The 20,986-nt window shown below is 54.8% G+C and carries 24 protein-coding genes; 12 read left to right on the forward strand and 12 right to left on the reverse strand.

The features are described 5' to 3' along the window. Window positions 1-33 precede the first annotated feature (33 nt). From Q0835_RS22340 to Q0835_RS22355, 4 genes are all read left to right on the forward strand, one after another. A complete protein-coding gene (locus Q0835_RS22340) occupies window positions 34-807 on the forward strand; it encodes a thioredoxin family protein (RefSeq protein ID WP_298816633.1) in 774 nt (257 codons plus the stop codon). 161 nt (window positions 808-968) lie between these two features. Continuing rightward, the gene (locus Q0835_RS22345) at window positions 969-1,856 is read left to right on the forward strand and encodes a cation diffusion facilitator family transporter (RefSeq protein WP_298964486.1); all 888 of its coding nucleotides are present in this window, start codon (window positions 969-971) and stop codon (window positions 1,854-1,856) included. Between the two features lie 45 nt (window positions 1,857-1,901). After that, window positions 1,902-2,729, forward strand: coding sequence for an ABC transporter permease subunit (locus Q0835_RS22350; RefSeq protein WP_298964407.1), 828 nt, complete (start codon window positions 1,902-1,904; stop codon window positions 2,727-2,729). 24 nt (window positions 2,730-2,753) lie between these two features. Beyond that, a complete protein-coding gene (locus Q0835_RS22355) occupies window positions 2,754-3,452 on the forward strand; it encodes an HAD family phosphatase (RefSeq protein ID WP_298964409.1) in 699 nt (232 codons plus the stop codon). A 13-nt stretch (window positions 3,453-3,465) separates the two neighbouring features. On the opposite strand, the gene Q0835_RS22360 is transcribed toward Q0835_RS22355, so the two are convergent. Then, window positions 3,466-4,686 (reverse strand): ammonium transporter, encoded by a 1,221-nt coding sequence (locus tag Q0835_RS22360; RefSeq protein WP_298964412.1) that lies wholly within the window; start codon window positions 4,684-4,686, stop codon window positions 3,466-3,468. 286 nt (window positions 4,687-4,972) lie between these two features. Between Q0835_RS22360 and Q0835_RS22365 the strand changes: the two genes are divergently transcribed. Beyond that, window positions 4,973-6,088, forward strand: a complete 1,116-nt coding sequence (locus Q0835_RS22365; RefSeq protein WP_298964415.1) for a methyl-accepting chemotaxis protein — start codon at window positions 4,973-4,975, stop codon at window positions 6,086-6,088. Between the two features lie 112 nt (window positions 6,089-6,200). Here the strand turns inward: Q0835_RS22365 and Q0835_RS22370 are convergent, their stop codons facing one another. The 3 genes from Q0835_RS22370 to Q0835_RS22380 all read right to left on the reverse strand — a co-directional run bounded on the left by Q0835_RS22370 (window position 6,201) and on the right by Q0835_RS22380 (window position 8,874). Then, the gene (locus tag Q0835_RS22370; RefSeq protein ID WP_298816642.1) at window positions 6,201-7,535 is read right to left on the reverse strand and encodes an ammonium transporter; all 1,335 of its coding nucleotides are present in this window, start codon (window positions 7,533-7,535) and stop codon (window positions 6,201-6,203) included. 20 nt (window positions 7,536-7,555) lie between these two features. Continuing rightward, entirely contained in the window at window positions 7,556-7,894 is a 339-nt protein-coding gene (locus Q0835_RS22375) for a P-II family nitrogen regulator (RefSeq protein ID WP_173005836.1), read from the reverse strand. A 428-nt stretch (window positions 7,895-8,322) separates the two neighbouring features. Next, window positions 8,323-8,874, reverse strand: a complete 552-nt coding sequence (locus Q0835_RS22380; RefSeq protein ID WP_298964417.1) for a DUF924 family protein — start codon at window positions 8,872-8,874, stop codon at window positions 8,323-8,325. Window positions 8,875-9,024: 150 nt separating this feature from the next. Here Q0835_RS22380 and Q0835_RS22385 point away from each other — a divergent pair, with 150 nt between their 5' ends. After that, the gene (locus tag Q0835_RS22385) at window positions 9,025-9,252 is read left to right on the forward strand and encodes a sulfurtransferase TusA family protein (protein ID WP_298964420.1); all 228 of its coding nucleotides are present in this window, start codon (window positions 9,025-9,027) and stop codon (window positions 9,250-9,252) included. 229 nt (window positions 9,253-9,481) lie between these two features. Here Q0835_RS22385 and Q0835_RS22390 read toward each other — a convergent pair whose 3' ends face one another. Next, the gene (locus Q0835_RS22390) at window positions 9,482-9,778 is read right to left on the reverse strand and encodes a 4a-hydroxytetrahydrobiopterin dehydratase (RefSeq protein ID WP_298816649.1); all 297 of its coding nucleotides are present in this window, start codon (window positions 9,776-9,778) and stop codon (window positions 9,482-9,484) included. Window positions 9,779-9,935: 157 nt separating this feature from the next. Between Q0835_RS22390 and Q0835_RS22395 the strand changes: the two genes are divergently transcribed. Both Q0835_RS22395 and Q0835_RS22400 read left to right on the forward strand, forming a co-directional pair. Continuing rightward, complete coding sequence (locus tag Q0835_RS22395; protein WP_366142395.1) at window positions 9,936-10,400, forward strand: low molecular weight protein-tyrosine-phosphatase; 465 nt, start codon at window positions 9,936-9,938, stop codon at window positions 10,398-10,400. Between the two features lie 96 nt (window positions 10,401-10,496). Further along, window positions 10,497-10,754, forward strand: a complete 258-nt coding sequence (locus Q0835_RS22400; RefSeq protein WP_298816657.1) for a hypothetical protein — start codon at window positions 10,497-10,499, stop codon at window positions 10,752-10,754. Between the two features lie 27 nt (window positions 10,755-10,781). Here the strand turns inward: Q0835_RS22400 and Q0835_RS22405 are convergent, their stop codons facing one another. Then, a complete protein-coding gene (locus Q0835_RS22405) occupies window positions 10,782-11,639 on the reverse strand; it encodes a phosphatase PAP2 family protein (RefSeq protein WP_298964426.1) in 858 nt (285 codons plus the stop codon). Window positions 11,640-11,774: 135 nt separating this feature from the next. Here Q0835_RS22405 and Q0835_RS22410 point away from each other — a divergent pair, with 135 nt between their 5' ends. Continuing rightward, on the forward strand, window positions 11,775-12,389 hold the full coding sequence (locus Q0835_RS22410; RefSeq protein ID WP_298817068.1) for a 2-hydroxychromene-2-carboxylate isomerase: 615 nt from the start codon (window positions 11,775-11,777) through the stop codon (window positions 12,387-12,389). On the opposite strand, the gene Q0835_RS22415 is transcribed toward Q0835_RS22410, so the two are convergent. Then, window positions 12,373-13,536: a response regulator gene (locus Q0835_RS22415; protein ID WP_298816661.1), complete on the reverse strand. Its 1,164-nt coding sequence runs from the start codon at window positions 13,534-13,536 to the stop codon at window positions 12,373-12,375. The two genes, Q0835_RS22410 and Q0835_RS22415, sit on opposite strands and share 17 nt — an antisense overlap. 189 nt (window positions 13,537-13,725) lie before the next feature. Between Q0835_RS22415 and Q0835_RS22420 the strand changes: the two genes are divergently transcribed. After that, entirely contained in the window at window positions 13,726-14,694 is a 969-nt protein-coding gene (locus tag Q0835_RS22420) for an AEC family transporter (protein WP_298964429.1), read from the forward strand. On the opposite strand, the gene gluQRS is transcribed toward Q0835_RS22420, so the two are convergent. Continuing rightward, the gene (gene gluQRS, locus Q0835_RS22425; protein ID WP_298964432.1) at window positions 14,691-15,575 is read right to left on the reverse strand and encodes a tRNA glutamyl-Q(34) synthetase GluQRS; all 885 of its coding nucleotides are present in this window, start codon (window positions 15,573-15,575) and stop codon (window positions 14,691-14,693) included. The genes Q0835_RS22420 and gluQRS overlap by 4 nt on opposite strands. On the opposite strand from gluQRS, the gene Q0835_RS22430 reads away from it, so the two are divergent. Continuing rightward, entirely contained in the window at window positions 15,574-16,317 is a 744-nt protein-coding gene (locus Q0835_RS22430; protein ID WP_366142397.1) for a DNA-3-methyladenine glycosylase, read from the forward strand. The genes gluQRS and Q0835_RS22430 overlap by 2 nt on opposite strands. Window positions 16,318-16,324: 7 nt before the next feature. Here the strand turns inward: Q0835_RS22430 and Q0835_RS22435 are convergent, their stop codons facing one another. Next, entirely contained in the window at window positions 16,325-17,098 is a 774-nt protein-coding gene (locus Q0835_RS22435; RefSeq protein WP_298964435.1) for an alpha/beta hydrolase, read from the reverse strand. 84 nt (window positions 17,099-17,182) lie between these two features. Here Q0835_RS22435 and Q0835_RS22440 point away from each other — a divergent pair, with 84 nt between their 5' ends. Further along, window positions 17,183-18,373 (forward strand): glycosyltransferase family 4 protein, encoded by a 1,191-nt coding sequence (locus tag Q0835_RS22440; protein ID WP_298964438.1) that lies wholly within the window; start codon window positions 17,183-17,185, stop codon window positions 18,371-18,373. A gap of 62 nt (window positions 18,374-18,435) precedes the next feature. On the opposite strand, the gene thpR is transcribed toward Q0835_RS22440, so the two are convergent. The 3 genes from thpR to Q0835_RS22455 form a co-directional block, all read right to left on the reverse strand. Further along, window positions 18,436-18,972, reverse strand: a complete 537-nt coding sequence (gene thpR / locus Q0835_RS22445; RefSeq protein WP_298964441.1) for an RNA 2',3'-cyclic phosphodiesterase — start codon at window positions 18,970-18,972, stop codon at window positions 18,436-18,438. A gap of 183 nt (window positions 18,973-19,155) precedes the next feature. Continuing rightward, window positions 19,156-20,208 (reverse strand): NADP(H)-dependent aldo-keto reductase, encoded by a 1,053-nt coding sequence (locus Q0835_RS22450; RefSeq protein WP_298964443.1) that lies wholly within the window; start codon window positions 20,206-20,208, stop codon window positions 19,156-19,158. Window positions 20,209-20,267: 59 nt separating this feature from the next. Then, entirely contained in the window at window positions 20,268-20,897 is a 630-nt protein-coding gene (locus tag Q0835_RS22455; RefSeq protein WP_298964445.1) for an arylesterase, read from the reverse strand. Window positions 20,898-20,986: the final 89 nt, after the last annotated feature.

Here is a 20,986-nt window from a genome sequence, read left to right on the forward strand (position 1 = left end):
CTTGTCATCAAGCAAATAAGGGAAACGAGCCAAATGGTGGGTCATATTCGCTGGAAAGCCGGGCAGGCGTTCCGGTCCGGGCTGGTCGCGGTTGCTGCGTTAATAGTGACGACAGCCTGGAACACTGCAGAAGCACAGCCGAAAAAAGTCGTTGAACTGTTCACAAGCCAGGGGTGTTCGTCCTGTCCGCCGGCAGACCGGTTGGCAGAGGACCTGGTGAAGAACAACAGCGAAGATACCCTGACGGTTTTGATGCCGGTGGACTATTGGGACTATCTGGGTTGGAAGGACACACTTGCCAGCCCGGTCTATTCGCAGCGTCAGCGCGCTTATGCCAATCAGCGCGGAGATCGATCCGTCTACACGCCCCAAATGGTCATTAATGGCGAAGAACACGTGGTTGGTAGCCGGGAAGGGGAAGTCCGCGCAGCGCTTGCACGCGCCCAACCGTTTACTTCTAAGGTGGATCTGAAAATTACCGACATGGTTGTCGAGGCCAAAGTCGATGGGCTCCTGCCTGAAGGCGCAGAGATGGCGACTGTCTATTTTCTCAACATCCAGGATGAGGCAATGGTGGATATCGGCCGGGGTGAAAATGCCGGTCGAAAGATCAAGTATGTCAACGTGGTGCGTAACCTACAGCCTCTGGGTATGTGGTCGGGAGGTGCTGAAACCTTTCGGATGCCAAAATCCAAACTGATGCTGAAAGGCGACGCGCGGTGCGCAATTCTGGTGCAGGTCGAGGGACCCGATGGACCAGGGGAAATTATCGGAGCTGCGGTGATGGATTGGAACGGCGGTTCTTGAACCGATAGGGCGATGGTTTCAGCCTGTCTGAAACTTTCCCGCGCTGGATTTAATTTCCTGAACCGGGTTGTCACCGACGAAAAAACTGCTACCCCTTGCCAGGTCAACAGTGCTGCCTGACCTGACTGTCTTGCAGCTTGTGCCGGGGGACTGGAGTGGACCTGAAACCAAGGCTCAGGATTGCCTTTGCAAGCATTGCCATCGGTATTCTGGTTCTGTGCCTAAAGGTTGGCGCCTACCTGCTGACTGGCTCTGTTGCTCTCTATTCAGACGCGCTTGAAACCATCGTCAATATTGCGTCCTCCATTGCCGCATTGGCGGCGATCTGGTTTGCCGCGAAACCGGCCGACAGCAACCATCCCTATGGTCACGACAAGGCGGAGTATTTTGCCGCTGTTCTCGTCGGCGTCATGATTGTGTTGGCCTCCATCATGATTTTTCGGGCTGCGTGGCTGGGTTTCATTCAAGGCGACAACCCCGAATATTCCCTTGAAGGTATCGCAATGAACCTGGCAGCGGCGCTGATAAACGGCGCATGGGCCAGATACCTGATGCATTTTGGCAGGCAAACCAGGTCTCCGGCTCTGGTTGCTGATGGCAAGCACCTCATGACCGATGTCATCAGTTCGGCCGGTGTTCTTGCCGGTGTTGTTCTTGTATTGATGACCGGCTGGAAAATCCTTGATCCTATGTTGGCCGTCGTTGTCGGCTTGACGGTACTTTGGACCGGTTGGGAGCTGGTCAAGGAATCCGTTGGCGGTTTGATGGACGAGGCGGCATCCGGTGATGTTCTTGAAAAAATAAGACTTTTAATCTCAGAACACGGCGAAGGCGCCCTTGAGGCTCATGATCTCAGGACGCGAATTGCAGGCAGATCAACGTTCGTGGATTTTCATCTGGTTGTGCCCGGAACAATGTCCGTTGAGGAGGCGCACGAAATCTGTGACAGGATCGAAGTTGCCATTGCAGAAGATGTACCGGGTGCGCGAATTACCATTCATGTGGAACCTGAACACAAGGCGAAGCAATCCGGTATTGTCGTTCTTTGATGGGGTTGGCGCAGGTCGCGTGAGCGGAGGCTGGAAGAGACACTGATGCATTCATTTCGCCGGTGGCAGGCCTGCATACTAGATCACGCCATACTCATTGCGGGCGCATTGTTCATGTGTTTGCCGGTCTATTCAATTTTTGCGGCAACAACGCATGCACCGGGTGTTCCGGTGGTGCCGCGCCTGGACCCTGGCTCTGCAGTTCTGGAGAATTATGGGACATTGATATCAGCGAATGCCGGATTTACGGGCGATGTCACCGTGCTGACCATGGTTTGGAACTCGTTTCTGCTCGGTGCGGGGTTTGCGGCCTTGAAGGTCGCAGTGTCCTTGTTAGCGGCCTATTCGTTGATTTATTTCCGCGTGAAGTACGCTTCCGTCATTTTCTGGCTGCTGCTGCTCAGCCTTATGTTTCCGCTGGAATCGCGGTTTTTGCCAACTTATGCGGTTGTTGCCGATCTGGGGTTGGTCAACACGCGTGCAGGGTTGATCGTGCCGCTTGTGGCGTCCGGATTGGGAACCTTGTTTTTCAGGCAGTTTTTCATGACGGTTCCCGATACGCTGATGGAATCCGCGCGCCTTGATGGCGCCGGTGCGATCAAGTTTTTCAGGGATATTTTGTTGCCCCTGTCTGTGCCGACCGCGGCGGCTCTTTTCCTGGTCCTCTTTGTGACCGGTTGGAACCAGTACTTGTGGCCAGTCATCGTCACGTCCGAAGAAAGTACTTATACGCTCGTTCGCGGCATGCAGTTTTTCGGTCGTGCGAGCCTGGTCGGCCTTTCACTGGCTATCTTGGCAATTCTGCCTCCGGCGCTACTTGTCATCTTGTTTCAAAGACAGGTGGTTAAGGGTCTGTTCGACGGTTCACATTGAGAACGACATAGGGAAGAGAGTTCAATGGCTTTTGAGGCAATCCTGTTTGATTGCGACGGTGTTCTGGTCGATTCGGAGACGATTTATGTTCAGGTGGAACGCGAGCATCTCGCACGGATTGGTCTTCAATACGATCTGGATGAGTACATGGACCGATTTCAGGGCCTTGGAAGTGAGGACTTCTGGGCGGCGCTTGACCGGGATCATCGTGAACTTGGCAAAGGTTCATTGCCTGAAAATTTCTTCGAAGAGCTCGATGTTGCAACGATGCGGCGGATGGAAACGGAGCTGTTGGAAATCTCGGGTATCAAACAGCTTTTGAACGGACACGAGGGCCTTCGGGCAGTCGCTTCCTCATCAAGATTACAGCGGTTGATCCAAAAGCTTCGGCACACAGGGCTTTTTTCCTATTTCGATCCGCATATCTATTCGGGCGAACAGGTGAAAAACGGGAAACCGGCCCCCGACCTGTTTTTGTTCGCGGCGCAAAAACTCGGTGTTTCACCCGCAAGAACGTTGGTGATTGAAGACAGTTCAAACGGTGTGAAAGCCGGGCTTGCAGCGGGAATGACCGTCTGGGGATTTGTTGGCGGTGGTCATAGTCATGATACGCATGCTGCTCAGCTTGAAGAAGCCGGTGCGCATCAGGTGGTCGATACTCACCAGAACCTGGCGGCATTGTTGAAAAACGGCGGTCCGGTGGGCCGCCGATCCAATCCCTAATTTGTCAGTTCAGTCAACGGCCAAGGTCATGCTCCGGATTTGCGCTGATCTTGTGAATCGCGAGATCAGCGCCGAGGTGCTCTTCCTCTTGCGACAACCTCAGGCCCATGGTGCTTTTCAATATGCCGTAGACCACAAACCCGGCAGCTAGTGCATAGGTCGCCCCGACCACGGTGCCGATGATCTGAGACATCAAGGAAACGCCACCAAGGCCTCCCAGCGATTCGAGACCGAAGATCCCGGCAGCAATACCGCCCCATGCACCGCAGATACCATGAAGTGGCCAGACGCCCAGAACGTCATCGACTTTCAATTTGTTCTGGCACATCTCAAATCCGACGACAAAGATAGCGCCGGCACCTGCTCCAACGATCAGGCTGCCGATCGGATGCATGATGTCGGACCCAGCACAAACGGCGACCAGACCGGCCAGTGCGCCGTTGTGAACGAAACCCGGATCGTTTTTACCCACGACCAGAGCAGCCAGAATGCCACCAACCATTGCCATCAGCGAGTTGATTGCAACGAGGCCTGACGCTGCTCCCAGGGAACCAGCGGTCATAACGTTAAAACCGAACCAGCCGACACAAAGCATCCAGGATCCCATGGCAAGCCAGGGCAAGGAAGATGGTGGGATGCCGATCGGACGTCCTTTGGAATCGTAACGGCCCATGCGTGCACCAAGCAGGAGCACGGCTCCAAGTGCAATCCAGCCGCCAACCCCATGAACGACGACAGAACCGGCAAAGTCGTGGAATTGTGCTCCGAATGTTGCTTCTAACCAGGCTTGAAAACCGAAGTTTCCATTCCACACTATTCCCTCATAGAGCGGATAGACGATACCGACCAAGGCTACTGTCGCGATGCATTGCGGCCAGAATTTCATTCGCTCCGCAATCCCGCCGGAGATAATCGCAGGGATGGCTGCCGCGAAGGTGGTTAGGAAGAAGAATTTCACCAGTGTCAGGCCTTGGAGTTCAAATCCTCCACCACCACCGGACAGTGTTGCGGCGTCGACGAGGAATGTCGTGCCATAGGCGAATGCGTAACCAACAAAGAAGTAAGTGACGGTCGATAGCGCGAAATCGACCAGGATCTTCACCAGTGCATTGACTTGATTTTTATGCCGAACGGTTCCGACCTCAAGAAAAGCGAACCCGCCATGCATCGCGAAGACGAGGATTGCTCCGACCAGCACAAAAAAGACGTCTCCGCCCACTCCAGTTGAATTCATGATTGACCCCCAGTTAGGCAAATTGCCAATTCGTTATGCGTTTTGGGGAGACTTGCATTCAAGTTGCATGCCAAACGGGCAGAAGGTGAAAGATAAGGCAGAAAGCTGCCAATCTATTGGTCGGTCAACGCTACGGGTTTGCGTGAATAGCCGTATCGGTGAGACTAAAAAAGCGGCATCAGCTTAATTTATAGTCAGTTCGAAGTCTGTTTGCGGACGGCCATTTCTTCAGTGTTAACTATGTTGAGCGACGCTAGCAGGGTACTCACATTGAGAATTGGTTGAAATGTTCAAACGAGCTGTCATTACCGCACTTATTGTCGGATCAATCCTGACCGGCATCAATCAGATCGATGCCTTTCTGGGCCATGCGGAATTTGTCATTTGGCAGGCGCTGCTTTCGACAGCCGTGCCGTTCACTGTTTCGATCGTCAGCGCAAAGATGACATTGAGACAGGGGCCAACGGTTCTGCAGCCTCTGGACCAAACAGAGGAGAACACACGCCCGGAGGCTCTAGAGATTGGGGAAACTGACCCCAGCCAGGTCGTAGATAGTGACCGCGACGCATGCGATCAGATTGAAAAACTGGCGAAAGCCGGCGCTGATGTTTCACAGATTGGCCAGAATGCGAAGGCGGTGAATGCCGCGAGCAAGGAACGGGCGGAATTCCTCGCCGATCTGATTTCAACCGCAGAGCAAATTCAGGAAGATCTTCAATCCGTCGGCCTGCAAGCCAAGGACTGCACGGACGATTTGGTGAATGCTGGCGGCCGCATGACCAAGGCGCGTGAAAGTATTCGGGGTGTTGTCGAAACCTGCCTTTCAGCGGCAGACCTGATAGGTGAATTGAGTGCAGCCACGGAGGAGCTCGCTGGCCGGTTTGGCGATGTCGAGGCTCTGGCACAGGAAATTTCCTCAATTTCGGCTCAGACCAACCTGCTTGCCTTGAATGCAACCATCGAAGCTGCACGTGCGGGAGATGCCGGCAAGGGCTTTTCGGTCGTGGCAGGAGAAGTGAAGGTGCTGGCCGGGTCGACCGAAAATGCTGTTGATTCCATTTCCGGTATTCTTTCGGAAATGAACCGATCGATTGCGAGGTCACGTGATCTGATCGAGACAACAACCGACAAGCTCAAGCTTTCCGAATCCCAGAGCGCGGATGGTCTTGAACAGGTTTCATCCGTTGAGGAATACCTGAACGAGCTGACGGCTCGCAATGAGACGACTTTCCGGCAAATGACGGAACGCACCACGGCCTTGGACGAAGTGTCTTCCAACTTGCAAAAAGTTCGTCAGGACACCGAAAGTGCGATTACCGGATCTGCCCGGAACATCGAACTGGCCAAGCAAGCCTCCGAAGCGGTGCAGCTGGTCGCAAGCAGTCTGAAAGTGGCCAGCTGAAATGTTGACCTGTCAGGTAGGCAAAAAAAGAGCCCGGGGTTGCCCCCGGGCTTTCCAAGTTTGCGGTCTGAGCCAATAGACCGCCTGGGAGATTTTGTGTCAGCGCATCTTGTTAGAGGCGCTGAGAACCGGTGCCGAATTCCGGATAGGCCTCCACACCAACCTCGACCTTGTCGAGACCAAGTGCTTCTTCCTCTTCGGAAACCCGGATGCCCATGGCAGCTTTCAGGATGAACCAGAAGACAGCCGAGGCAATCAGGGTGAACGCGCCGTAGGCAACAATGCCGACGATCTGCGTGCCCCAGGAAGCATCGCCGTTGGAAAGCGGAACAATCAGCGTGCCCCAGATACCTGCAATCAGGTGAACAGGGATAGCGCCAACGACGTCATCGATTTTCAGCTTGTCGAGAAGCGGAACTGTGAAGACAACGATCGCACCACCGACACCACCGATGAAGACGGCCTGCCAGACACTCGGTGCCAGCGGCTCAGCGGTGATGGATACCAGACCGGCAAGAGCGCCGTTCAGGGCCATTGTGACGTCGACTTTCTTGTAAAGAACCTGGGTCAGGATCACCGCGACGACAACGCCGGCAGCTGCAGCCATATTGGTGTTGGCGAAGATGCGGGAGATGTCGGACACATCACCGATGGAACCCATTGCAAGCTGGGAAGCACCGTTGAAGCCGAACCAGCCGAGCCACAGGATGAAAGTACCCAGTGTTGCCAGCGGCATGGAAGAACCGGGAAGCGGGTGAACGCTTCCGTCTGCACCATACTTGCCCTTACGTGCACCAAGGATGATTGCGCCGGCAAGAGCAGCCCAGCCACCGACGGAGTGTACCAGCGTGGAACCAGCGAAGTCGGAGAAGCCCATTTCGGACAGCCAACCTGCGCCCCACTGCCAGGAGCCTGCGATCGGGTAGATGAAGCCAGTCAGAACAACAGTGAAAAGCAGGAACGGCCAAAGCTTGATGCGCTCTGCAAGCGTACCGGAAACGATCGATGCCGTAGTCGCACAGAACACCATCTGGAAGAACCAGTCGGATGCTGTGGAATAGCCGGTGTCGAGCGCGTCTCCGCCAACAGCGTCAAAGGAATAGGGGCCGAATGAACCCATGAAGCCACCGTCAACACCGGTGTACATAAGGTTGTAGCCTGTGATCCAGAACATGATGCCCGCGATGGAATAAAGCGAGATGTTCTTCAGGCACTGCATGGAGACGTTCTTGGAACGAACGAGCCCAGCTTCAAGCATGGCGAAGCCGGCTGCCATCCACATGACCAGGAAGCCACCGATCAGGAACAGCAGAGTGTTAAAGATGTAGGCGACTTCTGGCGATACGGCCGGAGCTGCCGCAGCGTCGGTATCCTGGGCGAGTGCCGGAAGAGCCATAAGGCTCAACACGGTCAGCGTCGTCGCGCCCTTAGCGACAAGATTTTTCATGTTACGTTTCCTTACCTAAATCACAGAGCTTCGGCGTCGGTTTCGCCGGTACGGATGCGCACGACCTGGTCGATCGAGTGGACAAAGATTTTGCCGTCACCGATCTGACCGGTCTTTGCTGCACCTGAAATCACTTCGACGACCTTGTCGACGGATCCGGAATCCACGGCGACCTCGATCTTCAGCTTCGGCAAGAAGCTGACGGCGTATTCGGTTCCGCGGTAGATTTCGGTGTGCCCCTTTTGGCGGCCATAGCCTTTCACTTCGGTCACCGTCAGCCCCTGGATGCCGATGCCGGTCAGGGCATCGCGCACTTCGTCGAGCTTGAACGGCTTGATGATGGCCATCACGATTTTCATTGCTCGTTCCATTCCCCTTATTAGTGCCTCTTCCCGTCGAAGAAGCTCGGCCGACCGTCCCCAACTTGCCGCCTGGTTGATGTCCCCTCTGGAAGGGTCTTTTCAGGTCTTTGGCCTGGCCACAGTGAATGGCGTCGGGTCGGTGTCGGCCTTTCTTAATCAAGGACCGTGCCAACTTGCCCAATTTACCTTGTTTTTCGCGGAGTTCTGCGGACTCTAAGGGAGCTAGGAAGGAAACAGGCGCCAGCGGAAAAATCCGGTGACGCCTTTAGAGGCAGTTTGTCTGCATATTTTTTGTGCAGCGATTTAATCGCTGATGAAAATTTGATCAGATTGAATCGGAGCCGGGCACTCGCTTAAAAAAACGGCAGCCCGCCCGGCAAATCATTTCCATAAATTCAGTAAGGTATCGACCAGCATCAATGCGATCAGGCCGAAAAGCCGCCATCGGCGAGATAGGCTTCTTCTTCCTGGGTGCTTTTTCGACCAAGAACCTTGTTTCGATGCGGAAACCGCCCGAACCTGCGTATGACATCCATATGTATCAGCGCATAGTGGTAAAGTTCTTTGTCGCCCAGCCTGCGACACAGATCGACTGATTTTTCCTGATGTCTCATATCTTCCGAGTGCTCAAAGGGAAGATAGAAAAAGCCTCTGGCCTCTATCGGAAACGCGCGATCGAAGCCGTGAGCAATGGCGTATTCGGCAATTGAGACGGCCTTTTCATCCGCTTCGAAGGCTTTGGGAGAGCCTCTGTAAACATTTCTGGACATCTGATCGAGCAGGAGAAGTAAAGCCAGAGTGCCGTCTGCGGTTTCTGCCCAATGATCAAGTTTGCCTTCCTTGGCGGCCTCAATGGCGGGTAGAAACCGGTCGTTACAGGACTTGTCAAACTTTTCGTCTATCGCGAACCATTTCGAAGGTCCGGCCCGCCACCAGAAATCGAGAATATCCAGTGCGGAAATTGCGCGGCTTGTCATCGTGTGTCCTGTTCTGAACGTGTTTGAATTCATTGTTCCGGCAGCATCTAATCTTCTGCGAACACTGTCAATTTCGCACTGACGTGACTATCTTATCGAGCTGTTGCCAAGTGCTGGTTCGAATTCGAAGACAAGGGATAGGATCAATCTGTGACGGAAACGCTGCTTGACCTCAAAGGATTGAAATGCCCGTTGCCGGTGCTGAAAACCAGAAAGGCGCTGATGCGTCTGAATTCCGGCGATCAGCTTACAGTGTTGACGACCGATCCAATGGCGGAAATCGACATACCGCATTTTTGCCGGGAAAACGGTCACGAGTTACTGGCGGCAGAGAAGCTTGAGGAAGGCCACAGGTTTCAGCTTGCAAAAGGTGGCTGATATTGGAGGCGCGAGGCTTGGCGCCTGGATGACTAGAAAGACCGGGAATTCAAGCTAGCGGCTGGCCTTCCTGCTTCATCGTCCAGACCGTACACCCCTAGCAACATCAGCGCGGCGACCAGATCGTCACCGCCGATTGGCCAATTCCTGCATCAAGTCACTTATTCCTATGACTCAGCGATAGGCTGCGACCCCAGACCTTCCTGAAATCGAACGCGCCAATTGAGGACTAGCTGTCGCCAGCGATCTTGTCGATGGCACCAGCCAATTTCAGATCGAGAACACTCAGGCCACCAACATCATGCGTTGCCAGCGTTATCTCGACAGTGCGATAGACATTGGACCATTCCGGATGATGATTCATCTTTTCAGCAATCAGCGCCACCTGCGTCATGAACCCGAAGGCTTCGGTGAAGTCCCGGAACCTGAATGTCTTGGTGATTGCCTCGCGGCCATCACAGAGGTGCCAGTCCGGCAGGTCTTGCAAACCGGCCGCCCGGTCCTCCGGCTTCAATCGCTCCACCATTTGCCTCTCCTGATCAGCCAACACTCTTTCCATATTCTACCCAAAGGAAGAAGCGAAGGCGAACTCAAACAGAACCGGCAAGCACGGCGGTCCTGAAGCGCCCGTTTGCAATTTGGCACACAAGTCCGCACGGTGGACAGATAGATATGGGAGCTGTGTGTTGGTCCAAAGTGTCCTTTTTGTTTGTCTAGGGAATATCTGCCGCTCGCCCCTTGCTGAGGGCGTGTTTCGAAGTCTTGTTTTCGAAGCCGGGCGAAGCGGCGAATTTGAAATTGATTCCGCCGGAACAGGAGCCTGGCACATTGGCGATCCCCCGGACCCGCGATCAATCGAGATCGCCGCAAAATACGGCGTCGACATTACTGGTCAAAAAGCCCGGCAGGTTTCAGATGACGACTTCGATCGATTTGACACGATTGTCGCCATGGATCGCAGCAACCTGACCAACCTAAACAGCCGGAGCAATGGTGGGACGGCGCATATCAGGTTACTGCTCGACGATCCGGTGCAGGAGGTTCCGGACCCATATTGCGGCGGGCCAGACAGTTTTGAAAATGTTTATCAAATGATCAGGGCGGGTGGACAACGGCTTTTGAGCACATTGACGGATCAGTACTCCTAATCGCAGGGGATTCAATTTCGCGGTTTCAGGGTTCATAAATCCGTCTCAGAAATTGCGCTATGGGTGATCGTCGAGATTGCGCTCCATGGTTGATTCATGAAATTCCTATGGTGGTCACTGGCCGCGATTTGCATTCTGATTGGTCTGGCAACCGTTTGGCTGCCGATACCGACCGGTGTTCCGCTGCTTGCACTGGGAATGATCGTGATTGTCGGTACTAGTCGGAGCGCTGCCCGCATGTTGCGCAATCGAAGGCGGAAAACTCCCCAGATAAACGAAGCAATAAGTTGGGTTGAGGACCGCTCACCTCTGCGCTTTGCCCGCATATTAAAGCGCACCAGGCCACGCAAGTAACGCACCTGATTTTTGCCGAAAAAGCGCTTACCGGTCGGAGAAAATTCGCACCGCGCCCCGAAAGGACCGACGCAGTCGTACCAGCAGTCGCTGAAAAAGGCGCTGGAGCTTGCGGCCCTTTACAGTGAACCACTCGTCTAGACCCCTGTCTGTGAGTAGGGGTGGCTCCTTAATGTAGAGCAAGTGGTAGACAATCAGGATCAGCAAGAACGTCAAGCCCCAGGAAATCAGGGTGTCAGAGAAAAAGTGACCCCCAAAAGCAACGCGGTTCGTCGACAGGATCAGGCAAAGCGGCAGGACAAATGCGAGGACCGCCTTGCGCCAGCTCGCAGGAACCAGAAAGACGACCGAGACCAGCCATATGCTCGCTGAAGCTTCTCCAGAGACAAAAGAACAATTTTTGTCGCAGTATTCCGTCATTTTCCAGACAGGCTGAAAGGGCAGATCACCGCCGAACTCTTCGACCGAGCGCGGGCGGGGCCGTCCCCAATTGTCCTTCAGGATTGTGTTGACCAGGATTCCCGGTCCGAGGATCAACGTCGTCAAAAGGAAAACCGGCTTGCGCAGGGGCAGGATAGGCGGACGTCCAGGTGCCATCAATTTGACCACGAGAATGAGCACGCAGACAACGGCAATGACTTTTACCAGAAAAGGTCCAAGATGCCTGACGTCTCTCAGGAAGGGCTCGTTCTGAGCCGCAAAACCTGCTTCGCCAAAATAGAAGAAATTGCTGACTTTTAGATCAATGTTTGGAAAGGCCAAAAAAAACAAAGAAACAGCGCCGACATAAACGCTCGCCACAGCTATCGGGTGGGTAACGCACCAGTCACCGGCTTTGCGCAGTCCAGACTTCTGACTATGGTTGGCGGGGTTGTGTCGTTCCATGGCTGCTCTTTAGCGCATCCTGCAAGCCTGTCCAATCCCTCCTTTCCGGCAGGGTTGGCGAAGGTGTTTTTGGAGTTGAATATTTTGCAAAGTGACGATCCGGCAGATCATCCATCAGGTTCGAATATCGTCTCATTGAGGCAGGATCGCGAACCGGTGGTCGAATTTTGGTACGAATTCGCCTCGACCTATAGCTATCTCACAGCCATGCGTATTGAAGCGCTCGCCGTTGATTTTGGTGTCAGAGTTGCCTGGAGGCCTTTTTTGCTTGGGCCCATTTTCAAAAAACAAGGCTGGAATACCTCCCCCTTCAACCTTCAGCCGGCAAAGGGTCGTTACATGTGGTGTGACATGGAGCGCCAATGTGAGCGATACGGTCTGCCATTCCAGATGCCCAGCCCCTTCCCGCAAAACGGGCTTTTGGCGGCAAGAATCGCATTTGCCGGCCGTGATCAGCCGTGGATCGGCGCATTTAGCCGGGCTGTCTATGTTGCAGAATTCGGCCAGGGCCTGGAGATTGAGGACGAAGCCCTGATGGCCGATCTTCTCATTGAGGTTGGCGCACCGGCCAAGCAGGCGCTGGCCGATGCGGTTTCGCCGGAAACGAAAATCGGGCTGCGTGCTGCTGTGACCGAGGCGGAAAAGCTCGGAATATTCGGTGCTCCTAGTCTGGTCGTTCCGAACGGCGGCCTGTTTTGGGGCAATGACCGCCTTGAACAGGCGTTGGAGACCGTCAGGGAGCGAGATTGAGCCGATTTGCGTGTTCAAGGGCTTTGTAAAGCAAGGCCGGGGACAGCGGTTTGGTCAAGACCTCCTGAAAACCGGCCTGTCGCAAGCGCTGATCGCCAATAGACTCAAGTGCGGCGGTGACCGCGATGAGCGGGGGCTCGCCGCCCGGCTCGAGGTTCCGAAGCTCTTCTGCTGTTTCGAGGCCGCTCATGCCCGGCATATGCAAATCCAGAAGCGCGGCGTCATATTTTTCTTTTTGAATCAGAACGATAGCTTGTTCGCCGGAATGCGCGATGTCACATGACATCCCGAAGGATTCAAGCAATGCGGCAAGCAGCCTGCAATTGGTTTCGTTGTCGTCGACCACCAGAATATGCATTGTCATGCCGGGACGGGATGCAACGGGTTCCATGTCGGATGACGGTGCCGGTTCAGGTCGTCTGTCGATTGTATCTTGTGTTTGCAACGGGATCTGTACTTCAAAGCAGCTTCCGCCGCTTTTGGGCTGCGCCAGCCTGAGCAGACCCTTCATTTCTCTTACAAGTTCTGCAGTGCCCCAAAGCCCGAGACCGGTGCCTGGAGCAGAAGCTTTGCCGTGGCGGCCTCGGACAAAGGGTCTGAAGAGACGTTCTCTTTCTTCGGGATCGATGCCTGGTCCGGTGTCCGTGATTGAAAGATTGACCCAATTATCGTCAATTGCGCGCGAAGAAGAAGGTTCATTTGACGCCACGGTCGACAATTCGACGATTATACCTCCGGTGTCCGTGTATTTTACGGCATTATCCAAGAGCGAGGTGAGCACCCGGCGCAGCGATCCGCCATCGCGGATCAGTTTCTCCCTTGTGTCTTCATCTAAAACAACGTCAAGCGTCAGATTTTTGGCCTCGGCGACCGGGCGAAAGAGATCGGTTACCTCAAGCATGATTTCGGAAATCCGATAGGTAGCCGAAGGGGCGTTTTCATCCTGCTCCCCGGCATTCAGGAGATCGCCGGTGAGTTGTGTCAGGGCGTCAATGGAGCGTATCAGAACCGACAGCTGTTCAGCCTGGGCAATGTCCAGAGATCCTTCACCGATCATTTCGGCGGTCAGCCGCATGGCCGCAAGCGGGGTTCTGAGATCATGGGCCAGAAGCGCAATCTTCGCGCCATCTTCATCATGATTTGCCATGAAGCCCATGTCCTTCGCCAGTTTCACGTCAAAAGGGCTTGCCGAACCATCTGGGAAAAGCCAATCTGACCACATTCGTGCTTACCTTGCGGGCACATCGCTGTCCATCCGGTCCTTCAGGGTCGGCTGTTTCGTCAACTGTTCTGCCTCCAAACCCGGTTGAAAAGCGCTCTTGCGGCGCAGTGTTTCATGCTTGCTCAAAACTTTGCCATTGTTGCTCCGGTTTTCCTGCTCATCGGGATTGGTTATGCGCTTGCCCGTTTCAAGATCCTTGGTCAGACGGTCAGCGAGGCACTCGGTCAGTTTGTCTACATTGTTGCCATTCCGGTCCTGATTTTTCGCACATTGACAAATGCAGACCTGTCTGCAGGATTTCCAGTTGAGCTTTGGGCCGCCTATTTCGTTGGCGTCGGTGTTGCCTGGGCGCTTGGAACCCTGGTCATTCGGAAAGGCTTCGGACGCGATGCCCGCGCCGGAGCAATCGGAGGAATTTCTGCCGCATTTGCCAATACCGTTCTTGTCGGGCTGCCTCTGGTCGCAGCTGTCTACGGCGACGAAGGCCTGGTACCTCTGCTTCTGGTGATTTCAGTTCACCTGGCAATCATGACGGTGGCAATGGCTATCGTCATGGAACGTGCCGCTGCGATCGACAGCGGTGAGCCTTTGCCTCCACTTGGCCGATTGCTTTCTGGCGCGCTGAAGAGCCTGATGAAAAATCCTATTGTTGTCACCATCGCACTCGCCTTTTTATGGCGTCTCACCGGGGTCGACCTGCCGGATATCGGGCAGGATGTTCTTAACAGGATCGCCGCTACGGCTTTGCCACTTGCCCTATTGTCACTCGGCATGAGCCTCGTGCAATACGGCATGCGCGGAAATGTGCTTCCGGGTGTTCTGCTCAGCGTGATCAAGATCCTGATCATGCCAGGTGTGGTCTTTGCTGTTAGCGCTTTTGTCTTTCAGTTGCCGCCGCTCTGGACCGCCGTTGCAACTTTGACCGCCGGATGCCCGACCGGTATCAACGCATATATTTTTGCAAACCGGTACGGAACCGGCCATGCCATGTCGGCCAACGCGATCACCATGACGACACTTTGCGCTATCGTAACGACCAGCCTCTGGATCGGTTTTTTGGAAATCTGGTTCAAATTGAACTAGAGCCCGAGGCGCCGTCGCAGGTCAGCGTGTGTCATGCCTGATGCACGCAAGGATCTGAGGCTCGTATCCTTGTTGGATTTTGACAATTTGCGTCCGTCGTCTCCCAGTATCAGACGATGATGGCGATATCGCGGTTCGGGCAGCTCTAGCAATTCCTGTAAGACCCGATGCACGCTGGTTGCGTGATAGAGGTCCTGTCCTCGCAAGATGTCAGTAATTCCCTGGCGCGCGTCGTCAACCACAACGGACAGATGATAACTCGTCGGCGTGTCCTTGCGAGCGAGGATCACATCTCCCCAATCTGCCGCATTGGCTTCGATCTTCTGATCGGACCGGAACAGCGCTTTGCCCTCTGAACCACCTTCCTGCCAGCTCAGTGACTTGCCAACTTTAGCAAGAGCCTTTGCCATATTCAGGCGCAACGCAAAGGGAGCGTCGCTTGAGGCCCTGGCCTTGCGTTCCTGTTCGGCCAAAACGGCATGATCCCCAGGATAGACCGGTGCGCCGTCCGGATCCCGCGGCCAGCTTCTGCCGACCGATTCGTAGTCGGCGACGAATGTCCGGATTTCGGCGCGCGTCAGGTAGGCAGCATAGACAAGACCTAGGTCCTGGAGGTGTTCAAGTGCCTTGCGGTAATGTTCGAACGCCTGCGATTGGCGAAGCAAGGGCTCTTCCAGCGGCACCCCCAACCAGTCGAGATCTTCAAGCATCTCCCGCTCCAGATCCGGTGTGCAACGCGCCAGATCAATATCTTCCAATCTCAGCAGAAATCGACCGTTCAATGCATTGGCTGCTCTGACATTCAAAAGCGCGGACAGGGCATGCCCGAGGTGCAGATGTCCGTTGGGGGAAGGTGCAAACCGGAAAACGGGTCTGGACATGAAGGTGGTGAGCCGGGTTGACGGATTGGAGTTGGTCGTTCAAGTCCTACCTATCACTCCCTGTCTCTCATGCAAATCTGCTGAAGCCTTCACGCCGACCATGAAACCGATTGCCGTACCAGATGATATCAAGAAAGGTCTGCGTGAGCTGGTAGCCCTTGATCCAAGACTTTCGCAAATAGCCTCGGCTGCGGGAGATCTTCCGTTGCGACGCAGAGCTGCCGACTTTGAGGGCCTTGCCCAGATCATCACTGGGCAGCAGGTTTCCGTTGCGAGCGCAGCTGCGATATTTGCGCGATTGCAAAAGCTTGTGGTGCCGCTGACGTCAGATCGCCTGATGGACTTTTCGGACGAGGATCTTGCCGGCGCTGGGCTGTCGAGGCCGAAGATTCGGACACTGCGCGCCGTTTCAGAGGCCTGCCAATCCGGTCTGGACCTCACTCAACTGGCCGAGGCACCTGCCGACGAAGCACATGCCCGGCTGTGTTCGATCAAGGGTATTGGCCGCTGGACGGCAGATATTTTCCTGCTTTTTTGTGCCGGTCACCCCGATATTTTTCCAAGCGGCGATCTTGCGCTTCAGATTGCGGTTCGTGATGCGCTTGAACTGAAAGAAAAGCCGGATCCCAAACAGCTCGACGAGATTGCGTCAGCCTGGTCGCCACACCGTGGTGTGGCCGCACGTCTATTCTGGGCCTGGTATCGTGTTCAAAAGCAGGGCCGGGAAACACTTCCTGTTTGAGGTTGTCTCAGTTGCCGGTCAATGTATCGACCGATCTCAGCAACAGCTCGATGTCTTGCGGTCTCGACAGACGATGATCTCCGTCCGGAACGACGGACAGGGTCACATCATCCTGCGGCAATGCATCGACAAGTCGTTCTGCGTGTTGTCTTGGAACGTCGGGATCCTGTGCACCCTGCAGAATTGTGATCGGGCACCCAAGATAGAGCGGTTTGCCGAAAAGCAGGTGCCGACGACCGTCTTCGATCAGTCTGCGCGTAATCACATAGGGGCTTTCGTCATAGGCCGATGGCTGGGACCAACGTCCGCTGGTCAGGATGGTTTCCCGGATCTCGTCGTTAAATCGCTGTTTCCACATCAGCTCCTCAGTGAAATCGACTGCAGGTGCAATCAGGACCAGTCCCTTGATCTTGCCGGTTTCCTTCCGTTTCAATGCAAGCAGAAGCGCAATCCAGCCTCCCATTGAAGATCCGACCAGGACTGTTTCCTTGTCCGCGAAGCGGTCGAATACGGTTGTCGCCTCCTCCAGCCAATCCGTAACGCATGCATCTTCAAACTTGCCACCGGATTGCCCGTGACCTGAATAGTCAAACCGTACCACCTGTTTGCCGAGACTTTCACCATGAGCAGCAAGCGCCTCGGCCTTCGTGCCGGACATGTGGGATTTGAATCCGGACAGCCAAAAAAGACCGGGGCCTTCTCCGGGGTCGTTCAAAACCGCGATCTTCCGCAAAGAGTCGTTTTTTCCGACCGAGATGAATTGCGGTTCTGGCGCACCCATATTAAGGCTCTCAACATAATTTGTTTCTTCTATCCTGCCTTTGGCACACACATCCCGTCTTGAAAAGCACTTTGGAGGCTACACTTGCCGCCCCTGCCCACGGCCACGACAGTTCTGCAAGTGATCCCGGACTTGAATTCGGGCGGGGCCGAACGCACGACGATCGATGTTGCGCGGGCAATCGTTGAAGCCGGCGCTCAGGCATTGGTCGTCAGCCAGGGGGGGCAGTTGGTGCCGGAATTGGAATCTTTCGGAGCCGAGCACATCGTGCTTCCGGTGAAGTCCAAGAACCCGGTGACTCTCTGGAAAAATACCAAAAGGCTCGCCTCTCTCATTTCAGAGCGTGGCGTAGACCTCATACATGCAAGAAGCAGAGCACCTGCCTGGTCGGCACTCAGGGCAGCGCGGCGCACGAATATCCCATTTGTGACCACCTACCATGGCACCTACAATCAATCGAATGCGCTCAAGGCATACTACAATTCCGTGATGGCGCGAGGCGATGCCGTGATCGCCAACTCTGAATTCATTGCCAAACTGATTGGCAAAAGACATCCCTTTGCCAAATCCCGCATCACCGTTATCCCGCGCGGGTCAGACCTGAAGAGCCTCGATCCGGATAATGTCAGTGCGTTGCGCCAGCAGGCACTCAAAGACAGCTGGGGCATTCCAAACGGCCATCCGATCATCATGAACATGGCTCGTCTGACGGCCTGGAAGGGACAAGCCGTTCTGATCGAGGCAATGGCGCTTCTGAAAGATGATGGCCTGAGAGAGCCGATTGCGATTTTGGCCGGTGATGCGCAAGGCCGAGATGGATATGTTGCCGAGTTGAAAAAACAGATCGCGGATCATGGCCTTCATGATCGGGTGCGGCTTGTAGGGCATTGCGCTGATGTCCCTGCAGCCATGGCACTGTCGGACATTGCTGTGGTTGCCTCTGTTGAGCCGGAAGCTTTTGGCCGTGCTGCCGTCGAGGCGCAGGCCGCGTCGGTACCGGTGATTGTTTCCAATCTGGGTGCTGTGCCAGAAACAGTGCTGGCGCCCCCGGACGTCCCGGGTTCTGAACGAACAGGCTGGCGGGTCACCGCAAGCGATCCGCAGGCTCTGTCTGATGCCATAAGGTCAGCGCTGCTTATGGATGACAAATCAAAAAAAGACCTGACAAGCCGTGCGCTTTTGCATGTGCAACAGAATTTTACTGTCGAAACGATGTGCGCCAGGACGCTTGCGGTCTATGAGGGTCTGTTGACCCGCCCTTCCAAGGCTGATTGAGATCAATTTGGTCTTTGCGCCGTGAAGTCCGGTCAGTCGTCGATCAAACCGCAGCGATCGGCTCAAGCCGCGAGCGGGTAAGCCTCTTCAACCAGATAGGGTCCGCCGCCTACGCTTGATTTGGCGGAAAACAGAACAAATCTGCCGGCAACAAAAGGCTGTGCCTGAAAGTTGCCGCGCTCGCTGAGCCATTTGGCCACATCTTCGTTGGTTGATGACCTGCAACGGGCGACCGTGACATGTGGAACGTATTTTCGACGTTCTGCGGGCAAGTGCAGCCGTTGAATGATCCGTTCTTGCTCGGCCTGCAATTCCGCGAGCTCTGCGTTCGGCTCGACACGGGCCCAGACTGCATGTGGCTTGCCATTGCCGAAAGAACCGAGCCCGTTCAGCCGAATTTCAATCGGATCCCGGCGGATCCGCTCGAGTGCAGCTGCAACTTCATCTGCTGTCCGGTCATCTATGTCACCGATGAACCGAAGTGTAATGTGAAAGTTCTCGGGATCGATCCAGCGAGCACCCCGAAGGCCTCCCCGGAGCATAGAAAGCATGAGTGCCGTCTCCGACGGAATCTCAAGGCCTGTAAATAGGCGCGGCATGGGTGTTCCCTCCGCTGTCGCTGATGAATCCCATGAGGAATCAACTTCATGAAAATCGCAAGACAAAAATCTAAATCTTTGACAACACGATGAAAATCCCAGCCCGAATGTGAAAATGCCGCGCCAGGCGGTCTCTGGTACGGCATCTGATGTCATTTGATTCTCAATGACCAGCAGTTGCAATCAAGGAGCAGGATTGCCGAATTCCTGATGGATCTCGTCGATTTTTTCCAGGACGTCATCGCTGAGAACGAGGTCGGCAGCACCAATGTCTGTTTCAAGCTGATCCATTCTCGTAGCGCCGATGATGACAGAAGTCATGAAGGACCGGGATTTGGCAAATGCGATTGCCAGCTGAGACGGGTCGAGACCTGCTTCGCCGGCAAGTGCGTGATAGGCGTCCACTGCCTGGAGCGTGCGTGGATGCTCATAGCGCTGCATGCGATTGAAAAGCGTTTTGCGCGCGCCGGCCGGCAAGGCACCATTGCGGTATTTCCCGGTCAAATAGCCTTGAGCCAGGGAAGAATAGGCTAAAAGCCCAACATCTTCCCGGCGGGCGATTTCCGCAATGCCCGTCTCAAAGGTGCGGTTGACGAAAGAATAGGCGTTCTGAATGGAGACCACTCGTGGCAGGTCGAACACATCAGCGGCCGCCAGATATCGCATTGTTCCCCAGGCGCTTTCGTTCGACAGGCCGATATGACGTACCTTTCCCGATTTAACCAGGTCGGACATAACTTCGAGTGTCGATTGGATGCTGTTTTCGTCCTCGGCCGGAACCGCATCCTTCCAGCGCGTCGGCATGGAGCCGAAGCCGGCCTGATTCCGGTCCGGCCAGTGGATCTGGTAGAGATCGATATAGTCTGTCTGAAGGTTCATCAGGCTGCGATCAACAGCCTGCTCGATCTGCTCACGGGTCAGTTTGCTCTTTTCACCGTTCTTGCGGAACCAGTTCATCTCGGAACGGCCAACAACCTTGGTGGCCATGACAACCTTGTCCCTGTTGCCGCTTTTCTTGAACCAGTTGCCAATGATCCTTTCCGTGCGGCCCTGGGTCTCCTTTTTCGGAGGGATCGGGTAGAGCTCGGCAGCGTCAAAGAAATTGATGCCCCTATCGAGTGCGTAGTCCATCTGGGCATGGCCTTCGTCTTCTGAGTTCTGCTCGCCATAGGTCATCGTTCCGAGGCAAAGGGCGCTCACATTGATGTCTGTGCGTCCAAGCCGGCGCTGTTCCATCTGGTCTTCCTTCAATTTTCAAGAAAAGGGCGTTTCTGGCTGCCGAGTGGCGCCGGCCCTTATGACGATTGTGCTTTGGCCAACAGGTCTTCGACCTTTGGCAGAATGTTTTCAACGATTACAGCGACACCATCCGCGTTCGGATGCATGCCGTCCGAGAGGTTCAAATCCGGATTCAGAGCGACGCCTTCCAGAAAAAATGGATAAAGCAGGGCTCCGTGGGCCTTGGCAACCTCCGAGTAGATCGGATCGAAGACATCGGCGTATTCCGGGCCAAGGTTTCGAGGTGCAAGCATACCGGCCAGCATCACTTCGATTCCACGCTCGCGCAGACGCGTGGTGATCTCCTCTATGTTCTTTCTCGTAATCTCCGGAGAAAAACCTCTGAGGGCGTCATTGGCACCAAGTTCAACAATCACAGCGTCGGTATCCGGCGCAACAGACCAGTCCAGCCTGGAGAGGCCGCCTGAAGTCGTATCGCCACTCACGCCGGCGTTGATGACTTCGACAGAATGTCCCCGTGAGTCCAGTGCTTTTTGCAGCTGAGTGGTGAACCCTGCGTCTGATGGAAGCTGATATCCAGCCGACAGGCTGTCGCCCAGAACCACTAGCTTCAGGTCAGCCGCCTGAGCGGAAACCGGATAAAAGGAAAAGAACAGTATAAAGACAACAGTGATAAGACGGTTCACGCTAACATTCTTTCAGGACTGGAATAGGCGCTACATCGGTCCCATATGGTCGCAATGCGACCAAATGTCGAGGGCATGCAGGCGTCGGA

The organism is uncultured Roseibium sp., from assembly GCF_947499295.1.
Classification (GTDB): Bacteria; Pseudomonadota; Alphaproteobacteria; order Rhizobiales; family Stappiaceae; genus Roseibium.

Excerpts from the sequence above, each read along its gene's own strand:
- Q0835_RS22360 (WP_298964412.1), bottom strand. The coding sequence starts at position 4,686 with ATGAATTCAACTGGAGTGGGCGGAGACGTCTTTTTTGTGCTGGTCGGA.
- Q0835_RS22405 (WP_298964426.1), bottom strand. The coding sequence starts at position 11,639 with ATGGAACGACACAACCCCGCCAACCATAGTCAGAAGTCTGGACTGCGC.
- Q0835_RS22400 (WP_298816657.1), top strand. The coding sequence starts at position 10,497 with ATGAAATTCCTATGGTGGTCACTGGCCGCGATTTGCATTCTGATTGGT.
- Q0835_RS22415 (WP_298816661.1), bottom strand. The coding sequence starts at position 13,536 with ATGGCAAATCATGATGAAGATGGCGCGAAGATTGCGCTTCTGGCCCAT.
- gluQRS (WP_298964432.1), bottom strand. The coding sequence starts at position 15,575 with ATGTCCAGACCCGTTTTCCGGTTTGCACCTTCCCCCAACGGACATCTG.
- Q0835_RS22370 (WP_298816642.1), bottom strand. The coding sequence starts at position 7,535 with ATGAAAAATCTTGTCGCTAAGGGCGCGACGACGCTGACCGTGTTGAGC.
- Q0835_RS22355 (WP_298964409.1), top strand. The coding sequence starts at position 2,754 with ATGGCTTTTGAGGCAATCCTGTTTGATTGCGACGGTGTTCTGGTCGAT.
- Q0835_RS22375 (WP_173005836.1), bottom strand. The coding sequence starts at position 7,894 with ATGAAAATCGTGATGGCCATCATCAAGCCGTTCAAGCTCGACGAAGTG.
- Q0835_RS22350 (WP_298964407.1), top strand. The coding sequence starts at position 1,902 with ATGCATTCATTTCGCCGGTGGCAGGCCTGCATACTAGATCACGCCATA.
- Q0835_RS22340 (WP_298816633.1), top strand. The coding sequence starts at position 34 with ATGGTGGGTCATATTCGCTGGAAAGCCGGGCAGGCGTTCCGGTCCGGG.
- Q0835_RS22380 (WP_298964417.1), bottom strand. The coding sequence starts at position 8,874 with ATGACAAGCCGCGCAATTTCCGCACTGGATATTCTCGATTTCTGGTGG.
- Q0835_RS22390 (WP_298816649.1), bottom strand. The coding sequence starts at position 9,778 with ATGGTGGAGCGATTGAAGCCGGAGGACCGGGCGGCCGGTTTGCAAGAC.
- Q0835_RS22420 (WP_298964429.1), top strand. The coding sequence starts at position 13,726 with ATGCTTGCTCAAAACTTTGCCATTGTTGCTCCGGTTTTCCTGCTCATC.
- Q0835_RS22365 (WP_298964415.1), top strand. The coding sequence starts at position 4,973 with ATGTTCAAACGAGCTGTCATTACCGCACTTATTGTCGGATCAATCCTG.
- Q0835_RS22435 (WP_298964435.1), bottom strand. The coding sequence starts at position 17,098 with ATGGGTGCGCCAGAACCGCAATTCATCTCGGTCGGAAAAAACGACTCT.
- thpR (WP_298964441.1), bottom strand. The coding sequence starts at position 18,972 with ATGCCGCGCCTATTTACAGGCCTTGAGATTCCGTCGGAGACGGCACTC.
- Q0835_RS22450 (WP_298964443.1), bottom strand. The coding sequence starts at position 20,208 with ATGGAACAGCGCCGGCTTGGACGCACAGACATCAATGTGAGCGCCCTT.
- Q0835_RS22430 (WP_366142397.1), top strand. The coding sequence starts at position 15,574 with ATGAAGGTGGTGAGCCGGGTTGACGGATTGGAGTTGGTCGTTCAAGTC.